18 protein-coding genes and 1 tRNA gene are annotated in these 19,697 nt (G+C 71.0%); 8 read left to right on the top strand and 11 right to left on the bottom strand.

The genetic code is table 11. The features are described 5' to 3' along the window. The first annotated feature begins 40 nt into the window (after positions 1-40). The 4 genes from AC2H4J_RS17385 to AC2H4J_RS17370 are packed head-to-tail and all read left to right on the top strand — an operon-like array spanning position 41 to position 3,666. Positions 41-1,735 (top strand): benzoate-CoA ligase family protein, encoded by a 1,695-nt coding sequence (locus AC2H4J_RS17385; RefSeq protein ID WP_487466140.1) that lies wholly within the window; start codon positions 41-43, stop codon positions 1,733-1,735. Next, complete coding sequence (locus AC2H4J_RS17380; RefSeq protein WP_487466139.1) at positions 1,732-2,796, top strand: NAD(P)/FAD-dependent oxidoreductase; 1,065 nt, start codon at positions 1,732-1,734, stop codon at positions 2,794-2,796. The genes AC2H4J_RS17385 and AC2H4J_RS17380 overlap by 4 nt, the downstream gene beginning before the upstream one ends. Before the next feature lie 22 nt (positions 2,797-2,818). Beyond that, the gene (fdxA, locus tag AC2H4J_RS17375) at positions 2,819-3,148 is read left to right on the top strand and encodes a ferredoxin (protein WP_487466138.1); all 330 of its coding nucleotides are present in this window, start codon (positions 2,819-2,821) and stop codon (positions 3,146-3,148) included. Continuing rightward, positions 3,148-3,666, top strand: coding sequence for a gamma carbonic anhydrase family protein (locus AC2H4J_RS17370; protein ID WP_487466137.1), 519 nt, complete (start codon positions 3,148-3,150; stop codon positions 3,664-3,666). The genes fdxA and AC2H4J_RS17370 overlap by 1 nt, the downstream gene beginning before the upstream one ends. A gap of 10 nt (positions 3,667-3,676) precedes the next feature. Here the strand turns inward: AC2H4J_RS17370 and AC2H4J_RS17365 are convergent, their stop codons facing one another. The 8 genes from AC2H4J_RS17365 to AC2H4J_RS17330 form a co-directional block, all read right to left on the bottom strand. After that, entirely contained in the window at positions 3,677-4,402 is a 726-nt protein-coding gene (locus AC2H4J_RS17365) for an SDR family NAD(P)-dependent oxidoreductase (protein ID WP_487466136.1), read from the bottom strand. Between the two features lie 191 nt (positions 4,403-4,593). Further along, positions 4,594-5,229, bottom strand: coding sequence for an N-acetyltransferase family protein (locus AC2H4J_RS17360; protein ID WP_487466135.1), 636 nt, complete (start codon positions 5,227-5,229; stop codon positions 4,594-4,596). Positions 5,230-5,323: 94 nt separating this feature from the next. Then, positions 5,324-6,073 carry an ABC transporter ATP-binding protein gene (locus tag AC2H4J_RS17355; protein ID WP_487466134.1) on the bottom strand — a complete coding sequence of 250 codons (750 nt, stop codon included), beginning with the start codon at positions 6,071-6,073 and terminating at the stop codon, positions 5,324-5,326. Further along, entirely contained in the window at positions 6,070-6,993 is a 924-nt protein-coding gene (locus AC2H4J_RS17350) for an ABC transporter ATP-binding protein (protein ID WP_487466133.1), read from the bottom strand. Before AC2H4J_RS17350 ends, AC2H4J_RS17355 begins: the two co-directional genes overlap by 4 nt. 5 nt (positions 6,994-6,998) lie before the next feature. Then, complete coding sequence (locus tag AC2H4J_RS17345) at positions 6,999-9,236, bottom strand: branched-chain amino acid ABC transporter permease (RefSeq protein ID WP_487466132.1); 2,238 nt, start codon at positions 9,234-9,236, stop codon at positions 6,999-7,001. After that, on the bottom strand, positions 9,233-10,183 hold the full coding sequence (locus tag AC2H4J_RS17340) for a branched-chain amino acid ABC transporter permease (protein WP_487466131.1): 951 nt from the start codon (positions 10,181-10,183) through the stop codon (positions 9,233-9,235). The genes AC2H4J_RS17345 and AC2H4J_RS17340 overlap by 4 nt, the downstream gene beginning before the upstream one ends. 163 nt (positions 10,184-10,346) lie before the next feature. Further along, positions 10,347-11,546, bottom strand: coding sequence for a branched-chain amino acid ABC transporter substrate-binding protein (locus tag AC2H4J_RS17335; protein WP_487466130.1), 1,200 nt, complete (start codon positions 11,544-11,546; stop codon positions 10,347-10,349). A gap of 224 nt (positions 11,547-11,770) precedes the next feature. Then, positions 11,771-12,376: an ANTAR domain-containing response regulator gene (locus AC2H4J_RS17330; RefSeq protein ID WP_487466129.1), complete on the bottom strand. Its 606-nt coding sequence runs from the start codon at positions 12,374-12,376 to the stop codon at positions 11,771-11,773. 76 nt (positions 12,377-12,452) lie between these two features. Between AC2H4J_RS17330 and AC2H4J_RS17325 the strand changes: the two genes are divergently transcribed. Next, positions 12,453-12,526, top strand: a tRNA-Leu gene (locus AC2H4J_RS17325). 122 nt (positions 12,527-12,648) lie between these two features. Here the strand turns inward: AC2H4J_RS17325 and AC2H4J_RS17320 are convergent. Then, on the bottom strand, positions 12,649-12,861 hold the full coding sequence (locus AC2H4J_RS17320; RefSeq protein ID WP_487466128.1) for a hypothetical protein: 213 nt from the start codon (positions 12,859-12,861) through the stop codon (positions 12,649-12,651). Positions 12,862-13,473: 612 nt separating this feature from the next. Between AC2H4J_RS17320 and AC2H4J_RS17315 the strand changes: the two genes are divergently transcribed. Both AC2H4J_RS17315 and AC2H4J_RS17310 read left to right on the top strand, forming a co-directional pair. Then, positions 13,474-15,072: an aminotransferase class V-fold PLP-dependent enzyme gene (locus AC2H4J_RS17315; RefSeq protein ID WP_487466127.1), complete on the top strand. Its 1,599-nt coding sequence runs from the start codon at positions 13,474-13,476 to the stop codon at positions 15,070-15,072. Positions 15,073-15,112: 40 nt separating this feature from the next. Continuing rightward, entirely contained in the window at positions 15,113-15,580 is a 468-nt protein-coding gene (locus AC2H4J_RS17310) for a nucleoside deaminase (protein WP_487466126.1), read from the top strand. 84 nt (positions 15,581-15,664) lie between these two features. On the opposite strand, the gene AC2H4J_RS17305 is transcribed toward AC2H4J_RS17310, so the two are convergent. Both AC2H4J_RS17305 and AC2H4J_RS17300 read right to left on the bottom strand, forming a co-directional pair. Further along, positions 15,665-16,567 (bottom strand): polysaccharide deacetylase family protein, encoded by a 903-nt coding sequence (locus AC2H4J_RS17305; RefSeq protein WP_487466125.1) that lies wholly within the window; start codon positions 16,565-16,567, stop codon positions 15,665-15,667. Further along, positions 16,564-18,072, bottom strand: a complete 1,509-nt coding sequence (locus AC2H4J_RS17300; RefSeq protein ID WP_487466124.1) for a purine-cytosine permease family protein — start codon at positions 18,070-18,072, stop codon at positions 16,564-16,566. Before AC2H4J_RS17300 ends, AC2H4J_RS17305 begins: the two co-directional genes overlap by 4 nt. A gap of 113 nt (positions 18,073-18,185) precedes the next feature. Between AC2H4J_RS17300 and AC2H4J_RS17295 the strand changes: the two genes are divergently transcribed. Continuing rightward, a complete protein-coding gene (locus AC2H4J_RS17295; RefSeq protein ID WP_487466123.1) occupies positions 18,186-19,688 on the top strand; it encodes a PucR family transcriptional regulator in 1,503 nt (500 codons plus the stop codon). The last annotated feature ends 9 nt before the right edge of the window (positions 19,689-19,697 follow it).

The following is a 19,697-nucleotide window of genomic DNA, read 5'->3' as shown; positions in this document are numbered from 1 at the left end:
TCACCCGACGACTCCATGTCCGAGCGAAGGGGCCAGCAGCGTGGCCATCATCGACACCGCTTCCGCGGGGTCCACAGCCCTACCGGCGCACCCCGGGCCGGACATCTTCAACGCCGCCGAGTGGCTGGTCACCCGGCACGCGCACGCGACTCCGGACCGCCGGGCGATCACGGCGATCGATCTCGACGGCAGCGTGCGCACCTTCAGCTACGGGGAGCTGGAGCAGGAGGTACGTCGCTTCGCCGCCGCACTGGTGGCCTCGGGCGTCCGACCCGAGGAACGCCTGCTCCTCTGCATGGGTGACACCCCGGAGCTGTTGACGGCATTCCTCGCCGGGCTGTGGATCGGGGCCGTGCCCGTGCCGGTGAGCACCATGCTCAAGCCCAAGGACATCGCCGACCTGGCGCGGGACAGCCGTGCGCGCCTCGTCGCGCTCAGTTCGGAGTTCGCCGAGTTGGCCCCGGCGCTCAGCGGGCGGCTCGGCCTGACCGACGTCGTCGTCTTCAGCGGGGCAGCCCCCCTCGCTGCGCTGCCCGACGTGCCGGGCGTACGGGTCCGGGACTGGGATGCGTTCGTCACCGCCGGCTCGGACCGACTCGACGAGGTGGCCGACTCCTACCCCACGGTGGCCGACTCCCCCGCGTTCTGGCTCTACACCTCGGGCACGACCGGGACGCCCAAGGGTGCGATGCACCGGCACGGCTCCCTGCGGGACACCGCCGAGACCTACGCCCAGGACGTGCTGGCCATCGGGCCGGACGACATCACGTTCTCGGTGGCGAAGTTCTTCTTCGCCTACGGGCTCGGCAACACGCTGACCTTCCCCTTCTCGGTCGGCGCCAGCACGATCCTGGACCGCTCCCGGCCGAGTCCGGCGTCGACCCTGCGCGTGCTCCGGGAGCACCGGCCCACACTGTTCTTCGGCGGGCCCACCTACTACTCGGCGCTGCTCACGGCGGGGCTGCCGCACGACGCCTTCGCGTCCGTCCGCGAGTGCGTCTCGGCCGGCGAGGCCTTTCCCGCGGCACTGTTCGAGCGCTTCACGACGACGTTCGACGTCGAGATGCTCGACGGCATCGGCTCCACCGAGATGCTGCACATCTTCATCAGCGGTCGCCCGGGCCGGACCCGCGCCGGCGCGACCGGGGAACTCGTCGCCGGATACGACGCGAAGGTGCTCGACGACGACGGCAACCCGGTGCCCGATGGCACACCCGGGAACCTCTTCGTCAAGGGGAGCTCGGCGGCCACGGGCTACTGGTCGCGGATGGCCACGACCCGTGCCGTCTTCCAGGGCGAGTGGGTACGCACGGGCGACACCTATGTCCGGGGCACGGACGGCTTCTTCGCCTCGATGGGCCGCACCGACGACATCATCAAGGCCGGCGGCATCTGGGTCTCCCCCACGGAGGTCGAGGAGCGCCTGCGCCAGCACCCGGCGGTCAACCAGGTGGTGGTCGTCTCGCTGCCCGACGCCGACGGTCTGGACAAGCCGGTCGCCTGCGTCGTGCTGGCCGGGGGCGGCGCGGCCTCGCCCGAGGATCTCGTCCTGTTCTGCCGGGAGGGGCTCGCCGCGTTCAAGCGCCCTCGACACGTCCTGGTGTTCGACGAGCTACCGCAGACTGCCACCGGCAAGCTACAGCGCTTCCGGGTCCGGGAGCTCGCCATCGAACGGTTGCACGGCCACACCCGCGCGGACAAGGTCGGCGCGAACCCCGCTGGAGGACAGGCATGACCGTCACCGAAACCGTGCTGCCCGAGGCGCCGGCCGGCCACCGGACGGTCGAGGTCGACCTGCTGGTGGTCGGCGGCGGTCCGGCGGGCCTCTATGCCGCCTACTACGCCGGGTTCCGCGGGCTGCGGACGGCGATCGTGGACAGCCTCCCCGAACCCGGCGGCCAGGTGACGGCGCTCTACCCGGAGAAGATGGTCTACGACGTGGCCGGCTTCCCCGGGATCAAGGGCCGGGACCTGGTCGCGGGGCTGGTCGAGCAGGCCGCCCGCTTCGAGCCGACCTACCTGCTCGGGGAGCGGGCCGAGCACCTCACCAACGAGGCGGGTCATCGACCACGGGCCGGCGAGCGGCTCGTCGTCACGACCGACCAGGGCACGCGGGTCACCACCGGTGCCGTCGTCATCACCGGCGGGATCGGCACCTTCACCCCGCGACCGCTGCCCGGCGGCGCGGAGTGGGAGGGACGCGGTCTCACGTACGTGGTCAAGGAGCTCGCGGCCCATGCCGGCCAGGACGTGGTCATCGTGGGCGGCGGCGACAGCGCCGTCGACTGGGCGCTCGCGCTCGACGGCCTGGCATCCTCGGTCACGCTGGTGCACCGGCGCAAGCACTTCCGCGCACACGCGGCCAGCGTCGCGGACATGGAGAAGAGCGCCACCGTCGTGGTCACCGACGCGCAGGTCGACTCCCTCGAGGGAGACGACCGGCTGCACACGGTGCACGTCAAGCACAAGGACGGCACGGTGACGCCGTACAAGGCGCAGTCGGTCATCGCCGCGCTGGGGTTCACGGCCGACATCGGGCCGCTCGAGACCTGGGGAATCGAGATCGTCGACCGCAAGATCATGGTCGACACCGCCATGCGGACGTCGGTCCCGGGCGTCTACTCGGCCGGCGACATCACCGAGTACCCGGGCAAGGTGCGGTTGATCGCCGTAGGTTTCGGGGAGTCGGCGACCGCGGTGAACAATGCAGCGACCTACCTCGATCCCGACCAGCCGCTGTTCCCAGGCCACAGCAGCGACGACCCCGCCGGCATCGGCGCGGCCGCCGTCCACTGAGCCCGACTCGAGGAGACGACCCGTGCCCTACGTCATCGGTGCCGAGTGCATCGACACGACCGACATGTCCTGCGTCGAGGAGTGTCCCGTCGACTGCATCTACGAGGGCGACCGCAAGCTGTACATCAACCCCAAGGAATGCATCGACTGCGGTGCCTGCGAGCCCGTCTGCCCCGTGGAGGCCATCGCCCAGGACCGGCGGGTCAGCGAGGCCAACGAGCCGCACATCGCCGACAACCGGCGGTTCTTCATCGAACCGCTGCCCGGCCGGGACTCGGCCCTGGGCAGTCCGGGCGGCGCCTCCAAGGTCGGGCGCATCGGCGTGGACACCGAACTGGTGGCCGACGCCTGATGGCGGTGTGGGCGCTCGACGGGATCGCCCCGGAGATCCACCCCGCAGCCTGGGTGCACCCTGAGGCCACGGTGATCGGCCGTGTCCGGATCGGCCCGGAGGCCAGCATCTGGCCGCAGGCCGTGCTGCGTGGCGACTACGGGGAGATCCGCATCGGGTCCCGCACGTCGATCCAGGACGGCACCGTGCTCCACACCACGGAGGAGTGGCCGACGGTCATCGGCGACGACTGCGTGGTCGGGCACCTCGCGCATCTGGAGGGCTGCACGATCGGTAACCGCTGCCTCATCGGTTCGAACTCCGTCGTGCTCAACCGGGCCGTCGTCGGTGACGGGTCCCTGATCGGCGCCGGCGCGCTCGTCGCGGAGGACACCATCGTCCCGCCGGACCACCGCGCGCTCGGCGTCCCTGCGCGGCTGCGGCCAGGGGCGGGCATCGCCGAGCACATGGACTACGCGGTGCGGGTGTACGTCGAGAACGCGGCCCGCTACCGCACGGGACTCGTCCGCGTCGGCTGACTCTTCCGGCTCAGCGCAGGCCGCCGGTGGCCTCCACCACCGTGCCGGTCATCCAGCGCGACCCCCGGGAGAGCAGGAAGGTGATCACCGAGGCCACGTCGTCGGGGTCACCCAGTCCGCCCAGGGCAGGAGCTTTGGACATCGCCTCGATGGCAGCCTCGGACGTCGTCTCCCGCAACTGCGGGGTATCGGTGGCGCCCGGGCGGACGGCGTTCACCCGGATCCCCTTGCGGCCGAGTTCCTTGGCCGCGACCCGGACCGCCGCCTCGGCGGCCGCCTTGGCCATGACGTAGGACAGCTGACGAGCAGGGGCCAGCTCCGCGGCCGCGGACGAGACGACCACGACGGCACTCCCCTCGGGCAGCCGTCGGCCGGCCTCCTGCAGCGTGAGCGCCACCGATCGGGCGTTGAGGGCCCAGGAGTCGTCGAGCTCCGCCACCGTCAGATCGTCCAGGCGGGTGTAGGTCCACGCGCCGACGCAGTTCACCACGCCGATGAGCTCGTCCCCCGCCGCGTCGAAGGCCGCGACGACGTCCTCGGGTCGCCGCACGTCGCAACGGACGGTGCGCGCCCTGCCGCCGATGTCGGCGCACAACCAGTCGGCGCGCTCGGCGCCGGTGTGGTGCGTGAAGACCACCGACGTCCCACGCGCGGCGAGCCGGCGGACGACGGCGCGCCCGATGCCGCTGCTGCCACCGAAGACCAACACCGTGCCTTGTCGCATCACATGGGACATGCTACTGGACCTCGCGATCCCGCGGGCATACCAGTAGCAGATCGTCGCATGGCCGCCCTGTCGCTCCCGGTGTGGGCGACCGCCCGGAACCGCGGAGCCGGCTCGGGGCGTGCGCGGTTGCCCCGGGGCCGGACGGCGCGCCGACGCGTCCACCTGCGGTGCCCGTGGGCCAGGTCATGTACGTGTGCCGATCAGGCGTCGGCGGCGGACCTGAGCGTCGGCAGGACGCGGGGACGGCGCATCGTCCCGTCCCGGCGGGGGGCCGGCACCGGAACGCCACCCCGGTGCCACGCGGCCAGCGTCCGCGTGAGCGAATGCACCGGGACGATGCGCCGCGTCGTCAGGGGCGCGAATCCCATGCGCGCGAAGAACCGCTGCCGCTCGGCCTCGTGCCCGCCGACGGCGACGACGACGTGGTCGGCGCCCGTCTCCCGCGCGAACCCCGCCGCGGCCTCGAGGAGCAGCACACCCGTGCCGCAGCGCCGGTGCTCGCGGTGGACGACGAACGTGTGCACGGTGACCTGCGGGTTGCCCAGCACGACAGAAAGCGGGTCCAACCCCAGGACGGCGAGACCGACGGCCACCTCGGGCGAGTCGCCGGGGCCCGGCGCGGTCGATCCGGGGAGGACCGCGAGCACCACGCGGTGCACGTCGTCCTCGAGGAGACGCCGGAAGCCGGAGGCGGCACGCAGCCGGGTGGAGCCGCTGAGGACGTCTTCAGCGTGCGCGTCGGCCCGGTGCTGGCGCACGAGGGACAGCACCGCGGCCAGGTCGCCCGGCCGTGCCGTGCGCGTGACGACGCGAGAACGAGAACCGGTTCCTGACACGGGACCCTCCCCCTGGCGGTGGGGTCGAGAGTGCACCCGTGAGCAGCCCCGATCACGGTGGCGCGCCGGAGCCGCACGCACAGTTACCGCAGCGTCAGCTCGCGAGCTCCTCACCGAGGTAGGCGGCGCGGATGCGGTCGTCGGCGAGCAGTTCGCGGCCAGTGCCGGAGAGCACGACCTCGCCGGTCTCCAGGACGTATCCGCGGTCGGCCAGCTGGAGCGCCTGACGCGCGTTCTGCTCCACCAGCAGGATCGACACGCCGTCGGCGTTGATGCCGCGGACGATCTCGAAGATCTGCTCGACGATCAGCGGCGCCAGCCCCATCGAGGGCTCGTCGAGCAGCAGCATGCGCGGCTTGCCCATCAGGGCCCGCGCGATCGCCAGCATCTGCTGCTCGCCGCCCGACAGAGTCCCGCCCTGCTGCCCGTACCGCTCCTTGAGCCGCGGGAACAGATCGAGGACGTGCGCCAGCAGATCCTGGTCCGGCGTCCGGAAGCGGAACGCGCCCATCACCAGGTTCTCCTCGACCGTCATCCGCGGGAAGACGTGCCGTCCCTCCGGGACGTGGCAGATGCCGAGCTCGATGAGGTGATGCGGCGGGATGCCGTCGATCCGCTGACCGTCGTAGGTGATGGAGCCCGCCGCAGGGCGGAGCATGCCGGAGACGGTCTTCTGGGTGGTCGTCTTCCCTGCGCCGTTGGCGCCCAGCAGGGCGACGATCTCCCGCTCGCGCACGGTGAAGGAGATGCCCTTGATCGCGGTGATGGCTCCGTAGCGCACCTGGAGGTCGACGACGTCCAGCAGCGTGCCGCCCAGCGCGCGACCAGCGGTGTGCTCGCTCATTCCTGCTCCCCCTCCGCGATGCCCAGCGGATTGCCGCTGAGGTCGATGCGGTGCAGCTCGGGCTGGTCGTGCGTCTCCAGCTCCTGCTCGGCCTCTTCCTCGGAGGTGCCGAGGTAGGCCGCGACGACGGCCGGGTCGCGCTGGATCTGCTCCGGCGTCCCCTCGGCGATCCGCTGACCGAAGTTCAGGACGACGATCCGGTCGGCCACCGACATCACCAGCTTCATGTCGTGCTCGATGAGCAGGACGCTGACGCCGTCGGCGTTGACCTGGCGGATCAGCGCGGCCAGCTCACGCTTCTCCACCGGGTTGGTGCCCGCAGCCGGCTCGTCGAGCAGGATCACGCCCGGGCCGGTACCCAGGGCACGGGCGATCTCCAGCCGGCGCTGCTCGCCGTAGGGCAGCGACCCGGCCAGCTCGTTCGCCCGGTGCGCCAGGCCCACGCGGTGCAGGAGCGCGTAGGCGGTCTCGGTGGACTCGCGCTCCTCCCTGCGCTGCCACGGCAGACCGAGCATCGCCGAGACGGGGCCCGACCTCTGCCGGGTCTCGATGCCCACCTTGACGTTCTCCAGCGCGGTGAGGGCGGGGAAGAGCCGGATGTTCTGGAACGTCCGGGCCACGCCGAGGTGGTTCACCACGTGGGTCTTCTTGCCGAGCACGCTGACCTGCTCGTCGCCGCTGCGGGCGGACACCAGGATCTCGCCCTCCTGCGGCGTGTAGACGCCGGTCAGCGAGTTGAACAGCGACGTCTTCCCCGCCCCGTTGGGGCCGATGACGGCGAGGATCTCGCCGCGCCGCATCTGCAGGGAGACGCAGTTGAGGCTCGTCACGCCGCCGAAGCGCAGCGTGATGTCGCGGACGTCGAACACCAGGTCGCCGGCGTCCGCCGCCGGACGGACCGCGGTCGCGGACTCGCTCATCCCGCTCACACCCCTTCGCCGGCCGGAATTGCCTGGAGGCCCGGCTCGACGCTCGTATCGTGCCCGGCGATCCCGGACAGCTCGGCCTTGCGCCGGCGCGCCGGGATCAGCCCCTGCGGACGGAAGATCATCATGATGACCAGCACGGCGCCGATCCACATGACGCGGTCCTCGCTCGGCACCTGGTCGCGGAGGAAGTCGGGCAGCCAGGTCAGCGCCGCGGCGCCCGCGATCGCGCCGGTCAGCGAGCCCATCCCGCCGAACACCACGTAGGCCACGATCAGGATCGAGTTGTTGAGGATGAAGTTCTGCGGGTTGAAGTAGCCGATGTCGCTGGCGAAGAACACACCCGCGAGCCCCGACGTCGACGCCCCGATGGCGAACGCGAGCAGCTTGACCCGCGTGGTGTTCACGCCGGTGGCCTGTGCCGCCACCTCGTCCTCGCGGACCGCAGCCCACGCGCGCCCGAGCCGGGAGTCCTCCAGCCGGTAGAACAGGAACACGAGCAGGGCGACCAGCACGAGCAGCAGGTACCAGTACTGCAACTGGTTGCCGCCCCACTCGATCCGGAAGAAGCCCAGGTTGATCACCGGGTGCGGCACCGCCGAGGCGACACCACGGGGGCCGTTGGTGAAGTTGCCCGGGTTGTTCACCGCGATGATGCGGATGATCTCGCCGAAGCCGAGGGTCACGATTGCCAGGTAGTCACCCCGCAGTCGCAGGGTCGGCGCTCCCAGCAGCACACCGGCGATCAGGCAGATGACGACGGCGAACGGGATGGCCCACAACGGCGAGAAGGTCAGCCACGACGGCGGCTTCACCGGCAGCGATCCGGTGAAGTACGCGGTCGTGTACGAGCCGATCGCGTAGAAGGCGATGTAGCCGAGGTCCAGCAGGCCGGCCCAGCCGATGACGACGTTGAGCCCGATGGCCAGCAGGACGTAGACGCCGATGTCGGTGACCAGCGCCTGCTGCCAGAACGTCGTGGCCGTCGGCGGGTAGAACAGCGCCAGCCCGACGCCGAACAGCGCGATGCTGAGGGTGGTGGTCGACGCGCCCATGCCGTGCAGGCGGCCGGCCACCTTGGAGCCGGTCGCCCCGCCCACCATCTCGCTCCGGCCGCGGACCGGCGCCCGCCGGGCGGCGATGAAGCCACCCGAGCCGATGCTGAACAGCGCGATGGACAGCAGCCAGCCGCCGGTGCCCAGGTCGCGCCAGGGGCCGGCGCCGGCACCGGCCTCGAACGCCGTCTTGCTGATGTCGTGCAGCGTGATGACGGTCAGCAGGATCGCGACGAGGGCCACCACGGCGGCCGCGTAGCCCAGCGCGCGGCGTCCGGTCCAGACCGCGGCCGCGCCGAAGGCCAGGACGACGACGAAGAGCACGTACCCCAGCCACCCGAGATAGGCCATGGTGAGAGCCGAGGCCGAGGTACCGCTGAACAGCGAGCTGGTGTCGACCAGCGTCGCGTTGTTCCGCTGCGGAGCGAACCAGGTGGCGCTCACCAGGGCCAGGATTCCGAGCACGAGTCCCATCGCCACGAGCGGGAGGCCGGGACGGTAGGCCATGACCCGCTCGACGAACTCGCGGGTGGCCGCTGTCTCGGCCCGCGACCGGGCGGCCAGGACTCCGGCCCCGGCGAGCACCAGGTAGCCGATGAACGCCGTCGAGGCGCCGAAGGAGTGGTCGATCCCGCCACCGGCGCTGACCGCCGCCGAATGGGCGACCAGCGCGATCACGCCGACGACGACCGCGACGCCGGCGGAGACCCAGCCGAGCCACCGCAGCGTGCGGGCGATCGCCACGAAGATGCCGGCGATGAGCACGAAGATCGAGACCCACCACAGCCAGCCGAAGAAGATCGTGGCTACGGGGGCGAGCCCGGGGGTGTCGCCGACCGCGCTGGCCAGACCGCCGAACTTGCCGTTGTTGCCCAGCGGGTCGTACCACCGCATGAGGAAGAAGGACGCCAGGAGGATGAGCACGCCGACGACCAGCGGCCGGATGCCCGGGCGCCGGGCGTAGCGCGCGACGGTCTCCCGGTAGGTGATCCCCAGGAAGACGGCGGCACCCAGCAACAGGAACCAGACGATCCGCACGTTGAGGACCTGGTGGCGGAAGGTCAGGCCGTAGTCGTCCTTGGAGCCCTGCTGCGGCCCGACCATCAACGCGAGGACGACGGCGCCGACGAAGCAGGCGACCGCCCGGCCGACCCACTCGGGAACAGTGCGCCGCTGGTTCATGCCGCACGCCCCAGGCGCTCGCCGAGGATGCCCGTCGGCCGGAACACGAGAATCAGGATGAGGATCACGAAGGCCACGACGTCCGTCCATTGCTGGCCGATCCAGGCGTGGCCGCCGGACCACGGTGCGGTGGGGATGAGGTTCTCGGCGACGCCGAGCAGCAGGCCGCCGATCATGGCGCCGCGGATGTTGCCGATACCGCCGAGCACCGCGGCGGCGAATGCCTTGATGCCCGGGATGAAGCCCATCGTGTTGGTGAACACGAACGCCGAGCCGAAGAGGAAGCCGGCCGCACCGGCGAGTGCCCCACCGATGATGAAGGTGCGCGAGATGGTCCGGTCGATGTCGACGCCCATGAGCGCGGCCGTCGGTGCGTCCTCGGCCGTGGCACGGATCCCGCGCCCCAGCTTGGTGCCCGACACCAGCCGGTCGAGGAAGATCATCAGCAGCACGGCGGCGACGATGATGACGACCTGCAGCAGCTTGACCTGCGCCCCGAACACGGTGAACAAGGTGGAGTTCTTGTTCAGGTAGTCGGGGAACTGGTTGTTGCCGAGCCGGTTGAACAGCTTGCCGAACAGCTGCGAGAGGAAGAACGAGGCGCCGATGGCGCTGATGAGGAACGCGAGTTTGGGCGCCCCTCGTCGTCGCAGCGGGCGATAGGCCACGCGCTCGAGGGCGTAGGCGACCACTGCGCCGCTCAGCGCGCCGACCGAGAGCCCGAGCAGGACGACCAGCACCTGCTCCACCCCGGAGATGTTCTTGCCGTCACCGACGACGGCGTGCACCACGAGGAAGCTGCCGAACGCGCCCGACATGAACACCTCGCTGTGGGCGAAGTTGATCAGCTGCAGGACGCCGTAGACCAGCGTGTAGCCGAGCGCGATGAGGGCGTACATCGACCCCCGGGTGAGCCCGAGCATCAGATAGTTCAGGAAGTCGGTCAAGGAACGTGCGCCTCTCGCGTCCAGCGGGCGGGCCAGCGTCCTCCCGCGGTGTCCGCGAGAGGCAGTTCGTGATGATGACAGGCCGGAGGGGCGGTCCGGGTCTCTGCGGACCCGCCCCGCCCCTCCGGTGTCAGTACACGACGTGCGTGCTACCGGATGGTGATCAGCCCTGGTCCTTGATGTTGCCGAGCAGGACGATCTTGCCGCCCTTCTGCTGGAACAGGTTGACCGTCTGGGCGCTCGCGTCGACCTCACCGGTCTTGTCGAACTTCACCTGGGTGGTGATGCCCTTGTAGTCCAGACCGTCCACGGCCTTCTCGACCGACTCGCGGGTCGGGGTGCCGTCCTTGGCCGCGGTCTTGATCGCCTGGATCATGGCGTTGGCCGCGTCGTAGGCCTCCGGCGAGTACGTCGACGGGTCGGTGTTGAACTTCTTCTTGTAGGCCGCGGTGAAGTCCTTCGCCGCGGGAGCGACGGTGGCGTCCGAACAGCCGCAGGTGAAGTACCAGCCGTCACCGGCCGGGCCGGCACCGTCGGTGAACACCGAGGACTTGCCACCGTTGCCGGTGTACTTGTCACCGGTGAAGCCCGCCGCCTGCAGCGCCTGGGCGACCAGACCGGCCTGGGCGTCGTAACCGCCGTAGAACACGGCCTGCGCACCCGAGGCGGCGACCTGCGTCGCCGTCGACCCGTAGTCGGTGGTCTTGGCGTCGACACCGATCCGCTGCACGGTGACGCCGCCCTTCTCGAGCCCGCGCTGCAGCTCGTCGGCGACACCCTTGCCGTAGTCGGACAGGTCGTCGATCACGACGACCTTCTTGTAGCCCTTCTTGACGAACAGGTCGGCGGCCTGCGAGCCCTCGACGTTGTCCGAAGGAACGATCCGGTGGAACGTCGGGAAGCCCTGCTGGGACAGCGTGGGGTTGGTGGCCGACGGGGAGATGAAGGACAGACCGGCGTCGCCGTAGGTGGCGCCGATGGCCTTCGTGGCGCCGGAGAACGACGGTCCGACCACACCGAGGACGGCGTCGTCCTGCAGGACCTGAGCGGCGGCCGTGGGCGCCTGCTCGGGCGAGCCCTGGTCGTCGGCCTTCACGAGCTCGAGCTTGAAGCCGAGGTCGCCCTTGGCGTTGGCCTGCTCGATCGCCAGGTCGACGCCGTTGACCTCGTTGATGCCGAGCTGGGCGTTGTCGCCGGACAGCGGACCCTGGAAGGCGATCTTGTAGGTCTGACCGCCGCCGCTGCCACCGAGGCCGCTGCTGCCGGAGCCCTTGTTGCTGTCGTTGGAACACGCCGTCAGGGCCAGCGCACTCGCCAGCGCCAGCGGAAGGACCCACCGGGTGGCGGGTCGGTTAATGCGCATCAACTGCGTCCTCCTGCTTCCATCGCGGCCTGTGGGGGGCCGGCCGCGAAGTGCGTTCTGATTAGGCCGTGGGGAAACGTAGGCAGGCCGACGCGGCGGTGTCTACGCGTGAACACCAACAAGACGGTCCGTGATGAAAACGTGACCACGCACACGTTCGACCGGTGACACGCAGGGGTGAACGGCTCGCGAACCGTCACCCGAGCAGGGCTATCCGGGACCGATCAGTTCTCGACCGCCGGCGCGCTCTCGCTGGCTTCCGGCGCCAGGATGGACTCGGCGAGCGCCTTCATCGAGGTGCGCTGATTCATCGCCGTCCGCTGGATCCACCGGAACGCCTCGGCCTCGGTGATGCCCTGCTCCTCCATCAGCCGGCCCTTCGCCTTCTCGATGACCTTGCGGGTCTCGAGACGCTCCTCCAGGGTGCGGACCTCACCGTCGAGCGCGGCCATCTCCGAGAAGCGAGCTCGCGCCACCTCGATGGCGGGCACCAGATCGTTCTTGCTGAACGGCTTCACCAGGTACGCCATCGCGCCGGCGTCCCGCGCCCGCTCGACGAGCTCCCGCTGGCTGAACGCCGTCAGCACGATGACGGGGGCGATCCGCTCCCCCGCGATCTGCTCGGCCGCCGACAACCCGTCCAACACCGGCATCTGGATGTCGAGGATCACCAGATCGGGAGACAGTTCCTTGGCCCGGTCCACGGCCTGCTGACCGTCACCGACCTCGGCGACGACCGAGTACCCCTCCTCCTCGAGCATTTCCTTGAGGTCGAGGCGGATGAGCGCCTCGTCCTCGGCGATGAGGACACGGATCGTCTCGGAGCTCACGGGCGCGAGCCTATCGACGTCAGAGGTCCCCCACCTCCCCGCTAGGCTTCCCGGGCAGCCGCCGGGTGACCGGCACGCCCCCGTACCCCAATCGGCAGAGGGAGCGGATTCAAAACCCGCGCAGTGTGCGTTCGAGTCGCACCGGGGGCACCGTGCACATCGTCGTCCTCCGGACGACACCGCGACCAGCGACCGTTCCCGACCTCCGCTGAGCCCTCCACTCGCTCGTCGTGGGGACCCTCCGGGCCCCACTCCTCACGACGACGGCGCGCTCAGGCGTTGACCGTGTCACCGCCGACCGTCAGGTCGTCGCCGGGCTCCACGGGCCAGACCTCGAGGCCCGGCGCCTGTCGCAGCGCGTCGACCAGTTCCTGCGGGCCGCCGACGAGCGTCGAGTCGACGTCGATCTCGGTGCCCAGGCACCAGGACCGGTCCGCCGGCCAGAGCAGGCTCGGGGACTGCGGGAGGAACCACTCCTCGGTCACCTGGTGGCCGAGGAGTGGTTGCGGCGCGCAGCGGACCGCGGAACACCAGGTGGTTCCGTCCGGGCAGCTCCAGCATGGGTCCGCGGACGATCTCCGGTGGCAGCCCGGTCGGGGCGTGGGGCTCCGGTCCCGGGGCGCCGTCACCGGTGGCCGACAGGAGCCACCAGCCACCCGGGTGCAGCCATCCCCAGCCCTCCCACAGCGCGTGGCAGCACTCCGCGTCGGCCGTCGTGAAACCGGCCAGGACGTCGAGCACCGGGGCGAACGACTCCGCGGGCAGGTTCCCGATGCTCGGTTCGTTGCCCGGCCAGTCCGTGGCGATGCTGTTCCACTGCATCAGCGCGTGCGCGATCCGCCCCGTCCGGTGGCAGACCTCCGCCCACGGCACGGCCTGCCCCTCGTCGTCGGACGCCGGGTGGAGGATCCGCGCGTAGGCGGAGTAGCCGTCCGGGACGACGCAGTGCACCCGGCCACCGAAACCGTGCAGCCGCGGCGCGATCCAGCTGCCGTCGGCGATGTCCGACGCGTGCACGAGCCCCTCGAACGCCACGGGCCCATCATCGGGGTGTGCTCCCCTCCGGGGCACGGCCGTCGCGCGGATACGGTGACGCCGTGACCGAGCCCGTTCCGCACATGACCCCCGAGCAGTTCCGGCAGCACGGCCACGAGGTCGTGGACTGGATCGCCGACTACTGGAGCCGGATCGGGTCGCTGCCGGTGCGCTCGCAGGTCGCGCCGGGCGAGGTTCGGGAGTCGCTCCCTGCGGCGGCGCCCGAGCAGGGCCAGCCGTTCTCGGCCGTGCTCGCCGACCTCGACCGCGTCGTGCTGCCCGGCATCACGCACTGGCAGCACCCCGGCTTCTTCGGGTACTTCCCGGCCAACACGTCTGGTCCCTCGGTGCTCGGCGACCTCGTCTCCGCCGGGCTCGGCGTGCAGGGCATGTCCTGGGTCACCAGCCCCGCGGCCACCGAGCTCGAGCAGCAGGTCATGGACTGGCTCGCCGATCTGCTGGATCTGCCCGCGTCCTTCCGCTCCACCGGCTCCGGCGGCGGCGTCGTCCAGGACTCGAGCTCCGGCGCCAACCTCGTCGCCCTGCTCGCCGCGCTGCACCGATCGTCCACCGGAGCGACGGTCCGGCACGGGGTCGACCCGGAGCGCGCCACGGTCTACGTCTCGTCGGAGACGCACTCGTCGATGGAGAAGGCCGTCCGCATCGCCGGCCTCGGCACGGACGCCGTCCGCATCGTGGAGGTCGACGGCGATCTCGCCATGCGGCCGGGTGCCCTGGCCGCCCGGCTCGAGCGGGACGTCGCCCGCGGCTACACGCCGGTCCTCGTCTGCGCGACGGTCGGGACCACGTCCACGACGGCGATCGACCCGCTGGCGGAGCTCGGTCCGATCTGCCAGAAGTACGGCGTCTGGCTGCACGTCGACGCCGCGTACGCCGGGGTCAGCGGCGTCGTCCCGGAGCTCCGGGAGCTCCAGGCCGGCGTGGAATGGGCCGACAGCTACACCACCGACGCGCACAAGTGGCTGCTCACCGGCTTCGACGCGACCCTGTTCTGGGTCGCCGACCGCGCCGCGCTGACCGGCGCGCTGTCGATCCTCCCGGAGTACCTGCGCAACGCCGCAACCGATGCCGGTGCCGTCGTCGACTTCCGCGACTGGCAGGTGCCGCTCGGCCGGCGCTTCCGCGCCCTCAAGCTGTGGTTCGTGCTCCGCTGGTACGGGGCCGAGGGCCTGCGCGCGCACATCCGTTCGCACGTGGCGCTGGCACAGGAGCTCGCCGGGTGGGCCGACGCCGACGAACGGTTCGACGTCGTCACGCCGCACCCGTTCTCGCTGGTCTGCCTGCGCCCGCGCTGGGCCGACGACGTGGACGCCGACGTCGCCACCATGACGCTGCTGGAGCGGCTCAACGACGGCGGCGAGGTCTTCCTGACCCACACCACCGTCCGGGGGCAGGTGGTGCTGCGCGTGGCCGTGGGCGCGCCGGCCACCACCCGCGCGCACGTCGAGCGGGTCTGGACGCTACTGCGCGAGGGCCACGACTGGCTCGCCACCGACTTCGCGGCGGCGGCGGCCGAGCGGGCGGCCGCCCGCCAGGCCGAGCGAGAGGCAGCCGAGCGCCCGGCCGAGCGCCCCGCGGACGAGCCGGCGGCGGCCTCCGAGCCGGAGGAGTTCCCGGAACCCGCGGCCGCGGACGCATGATGTGCCCGGCCGCCGACCTGACGACGTGGAGGACACAGCGATGACCGGAACCGCAGCCGGCGACGACCGTCGCTTCCTCGGGCTCGCGATCGAGCAGGCCCGGCTGGGGTGGACCGAGGGCGGCGTCCCGATCGGCGCGGCCCTCGTGCACGACGGGGAGGTGCTCGCCGTCGGGCGCAACCGCCGCGTGCAGATGGGCAGCGCCATCCGGCACGGCGAGACCGACTGCATCGAACGGGCCGGCCGCCTGCCCGCCTCGGTCTACCGGCGGAGCGTCCTCTACACGACGCTGTCGCCCTGCTACATGTGCGCGGGGACGGCATTGCTCTACGAGATCCCGCGCATCGTCATCGGCGAGAACCGCAGCTTCCAGGCGTCCGAGGAGCTGCTTCGTTCGCACGGGGTCCGGCTCGACGTCCTCGACGACCCCGACTGCATCGAGCTCATGCAGAGAATGCTCACCGAGCGTCCGGAGCTCTGGGCCGAGGACATCGGCGAGGAGGCCTGACCGCCGGCGCCCCGACGTCCGCACGGCGAAGGCGCCCGGTCCGCCTCTCGGTGGGCCGGGCGCCTTCGCGTCCAGGGTGTGGCGTCAGTGCGCGATCGATGACACCGGCGACAGCGCCGGCTTGTCGAAGTAACCCGGCGGGCACTCCACCCGGTTGATCGCACGGACCTCGTCGATCGTCGCCGCGGCATGCGCGGCGATCTCGCCGAGCGTGGTCACCCACATGCCGTCCAGCCGCCGCACGTCCTCGATCAGCCGCTCCAGGGCGGCCGCCCGCGACGGGCGGCCGGAGATGAACGGGTGATTGGTGAGGACGAAACAACCGCCTTCGGCATGGTGGGCCTGGGCCTCGAGCAGCCACATCTCGTGCACCTTGGCGGGACTCTCGATGACACCGCTGCCCGTCCAGCCGGGGTAGAAGGCGTACTGCTCCCAGTCGTCGAGGCCCCAGTCCACCGGGATCTCGACGATGCTGCCCCGGCCGCTCTCGCCGTGGAACCGGTAGGGCACGTCGCCGTCGAGGAGGCTGGAGTCGTAGGAGAAGCCGCGCTCGATGAGCAGGTCGGCCGAGTGCCAGTTCAGCTCCCACCAGGGAGCGCGGTAGCCCACCGGCCGCACGCCCAGCCGGTCGAGGGCCTCCAGGCCGCGGTCGATGTACTCGGCCTCTGCCGCCGCGGAGATGCCCTGCATCGGCTCGTGCAGGTAGCCGTGGTGGGCGATCTCGTGCCCCGCGTCGCGGATCTGCCGCACCATGTCCGGATAGGTGTCGGCGGTGAAGCCGGGCACGAAGAACGTCGCCGTCACCCCCTGCCGCTCGAGCAGCCGCAGCAGCCGCGGCACCCCCGCCCGGGCCCCGTAGGCCTGATGGGTCATCAGCGACATCCGTGCCGACGCCCCCGGGTCGTGGGCGAGGACGCACGACTCGGCGTCGACGTCGAAGGTGAAGGCGGCCGCCGCGCGGTGCCCCCCGGGCCAGGCGGCACTCATGCGATGACCTCGGGTGCCTCGGCGTCCCGCCGGTCCGGCGCCGAGGCGCCGCCCCGCACGGAACCGGAGAGCGTCGCCGTGTCGTACTTCGCCGCGACGATCGGACCGAGGACCGCGTACACCGCCGCGGCCGTCAGGCCGCCGGCCAGCCAGCTGAGGTCGACCCCACCCATGCCGATCGCGATCGGACCCTGGAAGAACGGGATCAGGCCGTACATGAACAGCCAGGTCGCGAAGATGCCGACGAAGAAGGCCACGTAGCCGGCCCAGTTGACGTCGGGCAGCCGCCGCGTGCCCACCGGGTCGAACAGCCGGTCCACCCGCGGGCGGCCCTTCTCGATCCGGTAGTAGTGCACCAGCATGATGCCGCCCCACGTCGCGATCCAGGCGACCAGGCCGACGAGCCAGGTGTCCAGCGTCGAGGCGAAGTTCCCCTCGAAGATGAAGAAGATGACGACCAGCATCGCCAGCGCACCGACCACGACACTCAGCTTGCGTCGCGACAACTTCACGTCCAGCGCCTGGGTGGCGACCGAGAAGGTGTAGAGGTTGAGGATGTTGGTCGCGATGGGGCCGTGCAGGACGAGCAGGAGTACCGGGATGGCGAGTGCGCCGTAGTTCTCCACGATCAGCTGGCCGGGGTCCACGGAGCCGTTCTTCGTCGCCAGCGTCGCGCCCAGCACACCGAGCCAGACGACCGGCAGGAACTGGCCGAGGGTGCTGGCGAGGTAGAGCTTGCGCCGGGGCATCGAGGTGCTGACGAAGCGCGAGTAGTCGGCGGCGTAGGTGAACCAGGTGATCCCCCAGCCGATGCCGATGGCGGTCATGATCCCGGTCATCGCGGCCCACCGGGGCGCACCGGTGAGGACGGCGCCCTCGGGACCGGCGTAGGACCAGTTGATGTCCAGGAAGAACCAGGCAGTGATCGACATGAGCGCGAGGACGGCGATGGTCGGCGGGACCGTCCAGCGCTCGAAGGCCGCGATGGCCCGGTAACCCAGCCACGAGATCACGATCTGGATCACCATGAGGAAGGCCGCGACCGCGACCTTGGCGCCGTAGTTGTGTCCCGCCGGATCGACGAACCCCAGCTTGCCGAACAGGGCCATCACCAGGTCGAGCACGATCCAGGTGTTGACCGCGCACCAGCCGATCGAGAGAGCCGCCTGGATGAGCGAGGGCAGGTAGTTGCCTCGCCGTCCGAAAGCCGCCCGGGCCAGCACCATGCCGGTGACGCCGGTCTGCTGACCCATCAGGACGAACAGGCCGAAGACGGCCATCCCGACCAGGTTGCCGAGGATGAGGACGATCAGCGTGTCCCGCAGGCCCAGGCCCAGGTTCACGCCCAGCGCGCCCAGCACCCAGTTGATCGGCGCGATGTTGGCACCGCACCAGATCCAGAACTGTCCGGACACCTTGGTCGTGCGGGAACTCTCGGGAATGGGTTGGAGCTGGTCCTCGACGTCGTGGATGGACGCCGGCTCGGAATCGGTCGTGGCTGACATGGGGGCCTCCGTAGGACGGACGTGCTCGGGGTCGCCACATCGTGGGTGTTGTGCATCACAGTGGACAAGAGGCATTCTGTCGCGCATGTCGGACAGTTTCCGGACATTTCGTCATGCAGTTCACGCTTGAGGGCATCCTCCGTCACCCCAGCCTCAGCCGGGGTGAGCCGTCGGTATGCGCCGGGCACTCCGGATTGCAGCGCAGGGTGCGGTGGGTGCACTCGAGCGAGGTCATGGAGATCGCCTCGCTGCTGCGCGGCGGGGAGCTGCTGCTGACGGGTGGGGAGATGCTGGCCGGCGCCGCCGCCCCGGATCAGCGCCGCTACGTCCGCGAACTGGCCGAGCGGAACGTGGCCGCGGTGGCCATCGAGACCGGCCCGGGGCTGCCCGCCGTCCCCGCCGCGCTGCGGGAGGAGGCCGACGCGCTCGGCTTCCCCGTGATCGAGCTGCGCCGCCGCATCCCCTTCGTCGACGTCGCCGAGGCGGTGAACGCCGAACTGGTGGACGAGTCGGTGACCCGATTGCGGTTCGGCGGTGAGCTCGCCCACGCCCTGTCCGGCATCCTCGCGCGTGGCGGTGACGTCCAGTCGCTGCTGCAGCTGCTGGTGGAGCGCACCGGCGTCCCGGTGGCTCTCTTCACCAGCGCCGGCCGACTGATCGCCGGGTTCCAGGACGGCTCGGCAGCCGCACCGGACGACACCTCGACTCCCGCCGGTGGCACGACGGCCCGGATCAACGTCCGCGGGGCACATGCGGCGAGCCTCGTGTTCTACCCCCGGCCGGACACCGACCCGGATCTGCTCGCCGTCGTCAGCGAGTGGGCGAGCGAGGCGGTGGGCCTGGCGCTGCTGCGCAGCCAGCCGCTGTCGACGCGCGACTTCGCGGCCAGCGAGCTGGCGCGGCTGGCCTGCCGGCTGCCGCTGGAGCAGGCGCGGCTGATCCAGCTGGGGCAGCTCATCGGCTTCGACCCCCGCGACCCGGTCGTCGGCCTGGCCCTCACCACGTCGGCGAGCAGCGCGGGCCTGCCCGGCATCGACGGACTGCTCCGGCGGTACGGCCGGATCGCGATGGACGCCTCGGACACCGACGTGCGCGTCGTCCTGTCCCTTCCCGACCGGCGAGCGGCCCCGGTGAACCGGAACGCGCTGCTCGACGAGCTCAGGGAGTGGGCGCGCGACCTCGACGCGGTGGTCGTCGCGGTGGGTCCGGTGATGCCGGACCTGGAGTCGATCTCGACGTCGATGGAGCTCGCCGTGTCCTCGCTGCGGCAGCGTTCGGCGTTCGGGCCGGGCTGCGTCCTGGACACGACGACGACCGCAGTGGAGACCCTGCTCGACACCGACGAGCTGCGCCGTCCGCGCGAGCAGTTCGTCCGGGGCCAGTTGGCGATGCTTCTCTCGCTGCGCCCGAACGAGGGCGAGACCCTGATGCACACCCTCGAGGTGTATCTCGACTCGGGCTGCAACAAGACGCGCACCGCGGAGGTGCTGCACGTGCAGCGGCAGTCCCTGTACGCACGGCTGGAGCGCGCCTTCAGCATGGTGGGCGGCGACCCGACCGGCACCGACCGGGGGCTGCCCCTGCACCTGGCGCTGCGGCTACGCCACGGGATCTGACCGACGGCG

The organism is Blastococcus sp. OS1-29 (genome assembly GCF_057628075.1).
The sequence above is the reverse complement of the archived record's forward strand: the minus strand, read 5'-3'. Positions and strand labels throughout refer to the sequence as shown.

Excerpts from the sequence above, each read along its gene's own strand:
- AC2H4J_RS17345 (WP_487466132.1), bottom strand. The coding sequence starts at position 9,236 with ATGAACCAGCGGCGCACTGTTCCCGAGTGGGTCGGCCGGGCGGTCGCC.
- AC2H4J_RS17310 (WP_487466126.1), top strand. The coding sequence starts at position 15,113 with ATGACCGGAACCGCAGCCGGCGACGACCGTCGCTTCCTCGGGCTCGCG.
- AC2H4J_RS17380 (WP_487466139.1), top strand. The coding sequence starts at position 1,732 with ATGACCGTCACCGAAACCGTGCTGCCCGAGGCGCCGGCCGGCCACCGG.
- AC2H4J_RS17295 (WP_487466123.1), top strand. The coding sequence starts at position 18,186 with ATGCAGTTCACGCTTGAGGGCATCCTCCGTCACCCCAGCCTCAGCCGG.
- AC2H4J_RS17365 (WP_487466136.1), bottom strand. The coding sequence starts at position 4,402 with ATGTCCCATGTGATGCGACAAGGCACGGTGTTGGTCTTCGGTGGCAGC.
- AC2H4J_RS17305 (WP_487466125.1), bottom strand. The coding sequence starts at position 16,567 with ATGAGTGCCGCCTGGCCCGGGGGGCACCGCGCGGCGGCCGCCTTCACC.
- AC2H4J_RS17355 (WP_487466134.1), bottom strand. The coding sequence starts at position 6,073 with ATGAGCGAGCACACCGCTGGTCGCGCGCTGGGCGGCACGCTGCTGGAC.
- AC2H4J_RS17370 (WP_487466137.1), top strand. The coding sequence starts at position 3,148 with ATGGCGGTGTGGGCGCTCGACGGGATCGCCCCGGAGATCCACCCCGCA.
- AC2H4J_RS17300 (WP_487466124.1), bottom strand. The coding sequence starts at position 18,072 with ATGTCAGCCACGACCGATTCCGAGCCGGCGTCCATCCACGACGTCGAG.
- AC2H4J_RS17350 (WP_487466133.1), bottom strand. The coding sequence starts at position 6,993 with ATGAGCGAGTCCGCGACCGCGGTCCGTCCGGCGGCGGACGCCGGCGAC.
- AC2H4J_RS17335 (WP_487466130.1), bottom strand. The coding sequence starts at position 11,546 with ATGCGCATTAACCGACCCGCCACCCGGTGGGTCCTTCCGCTGGCGCTG.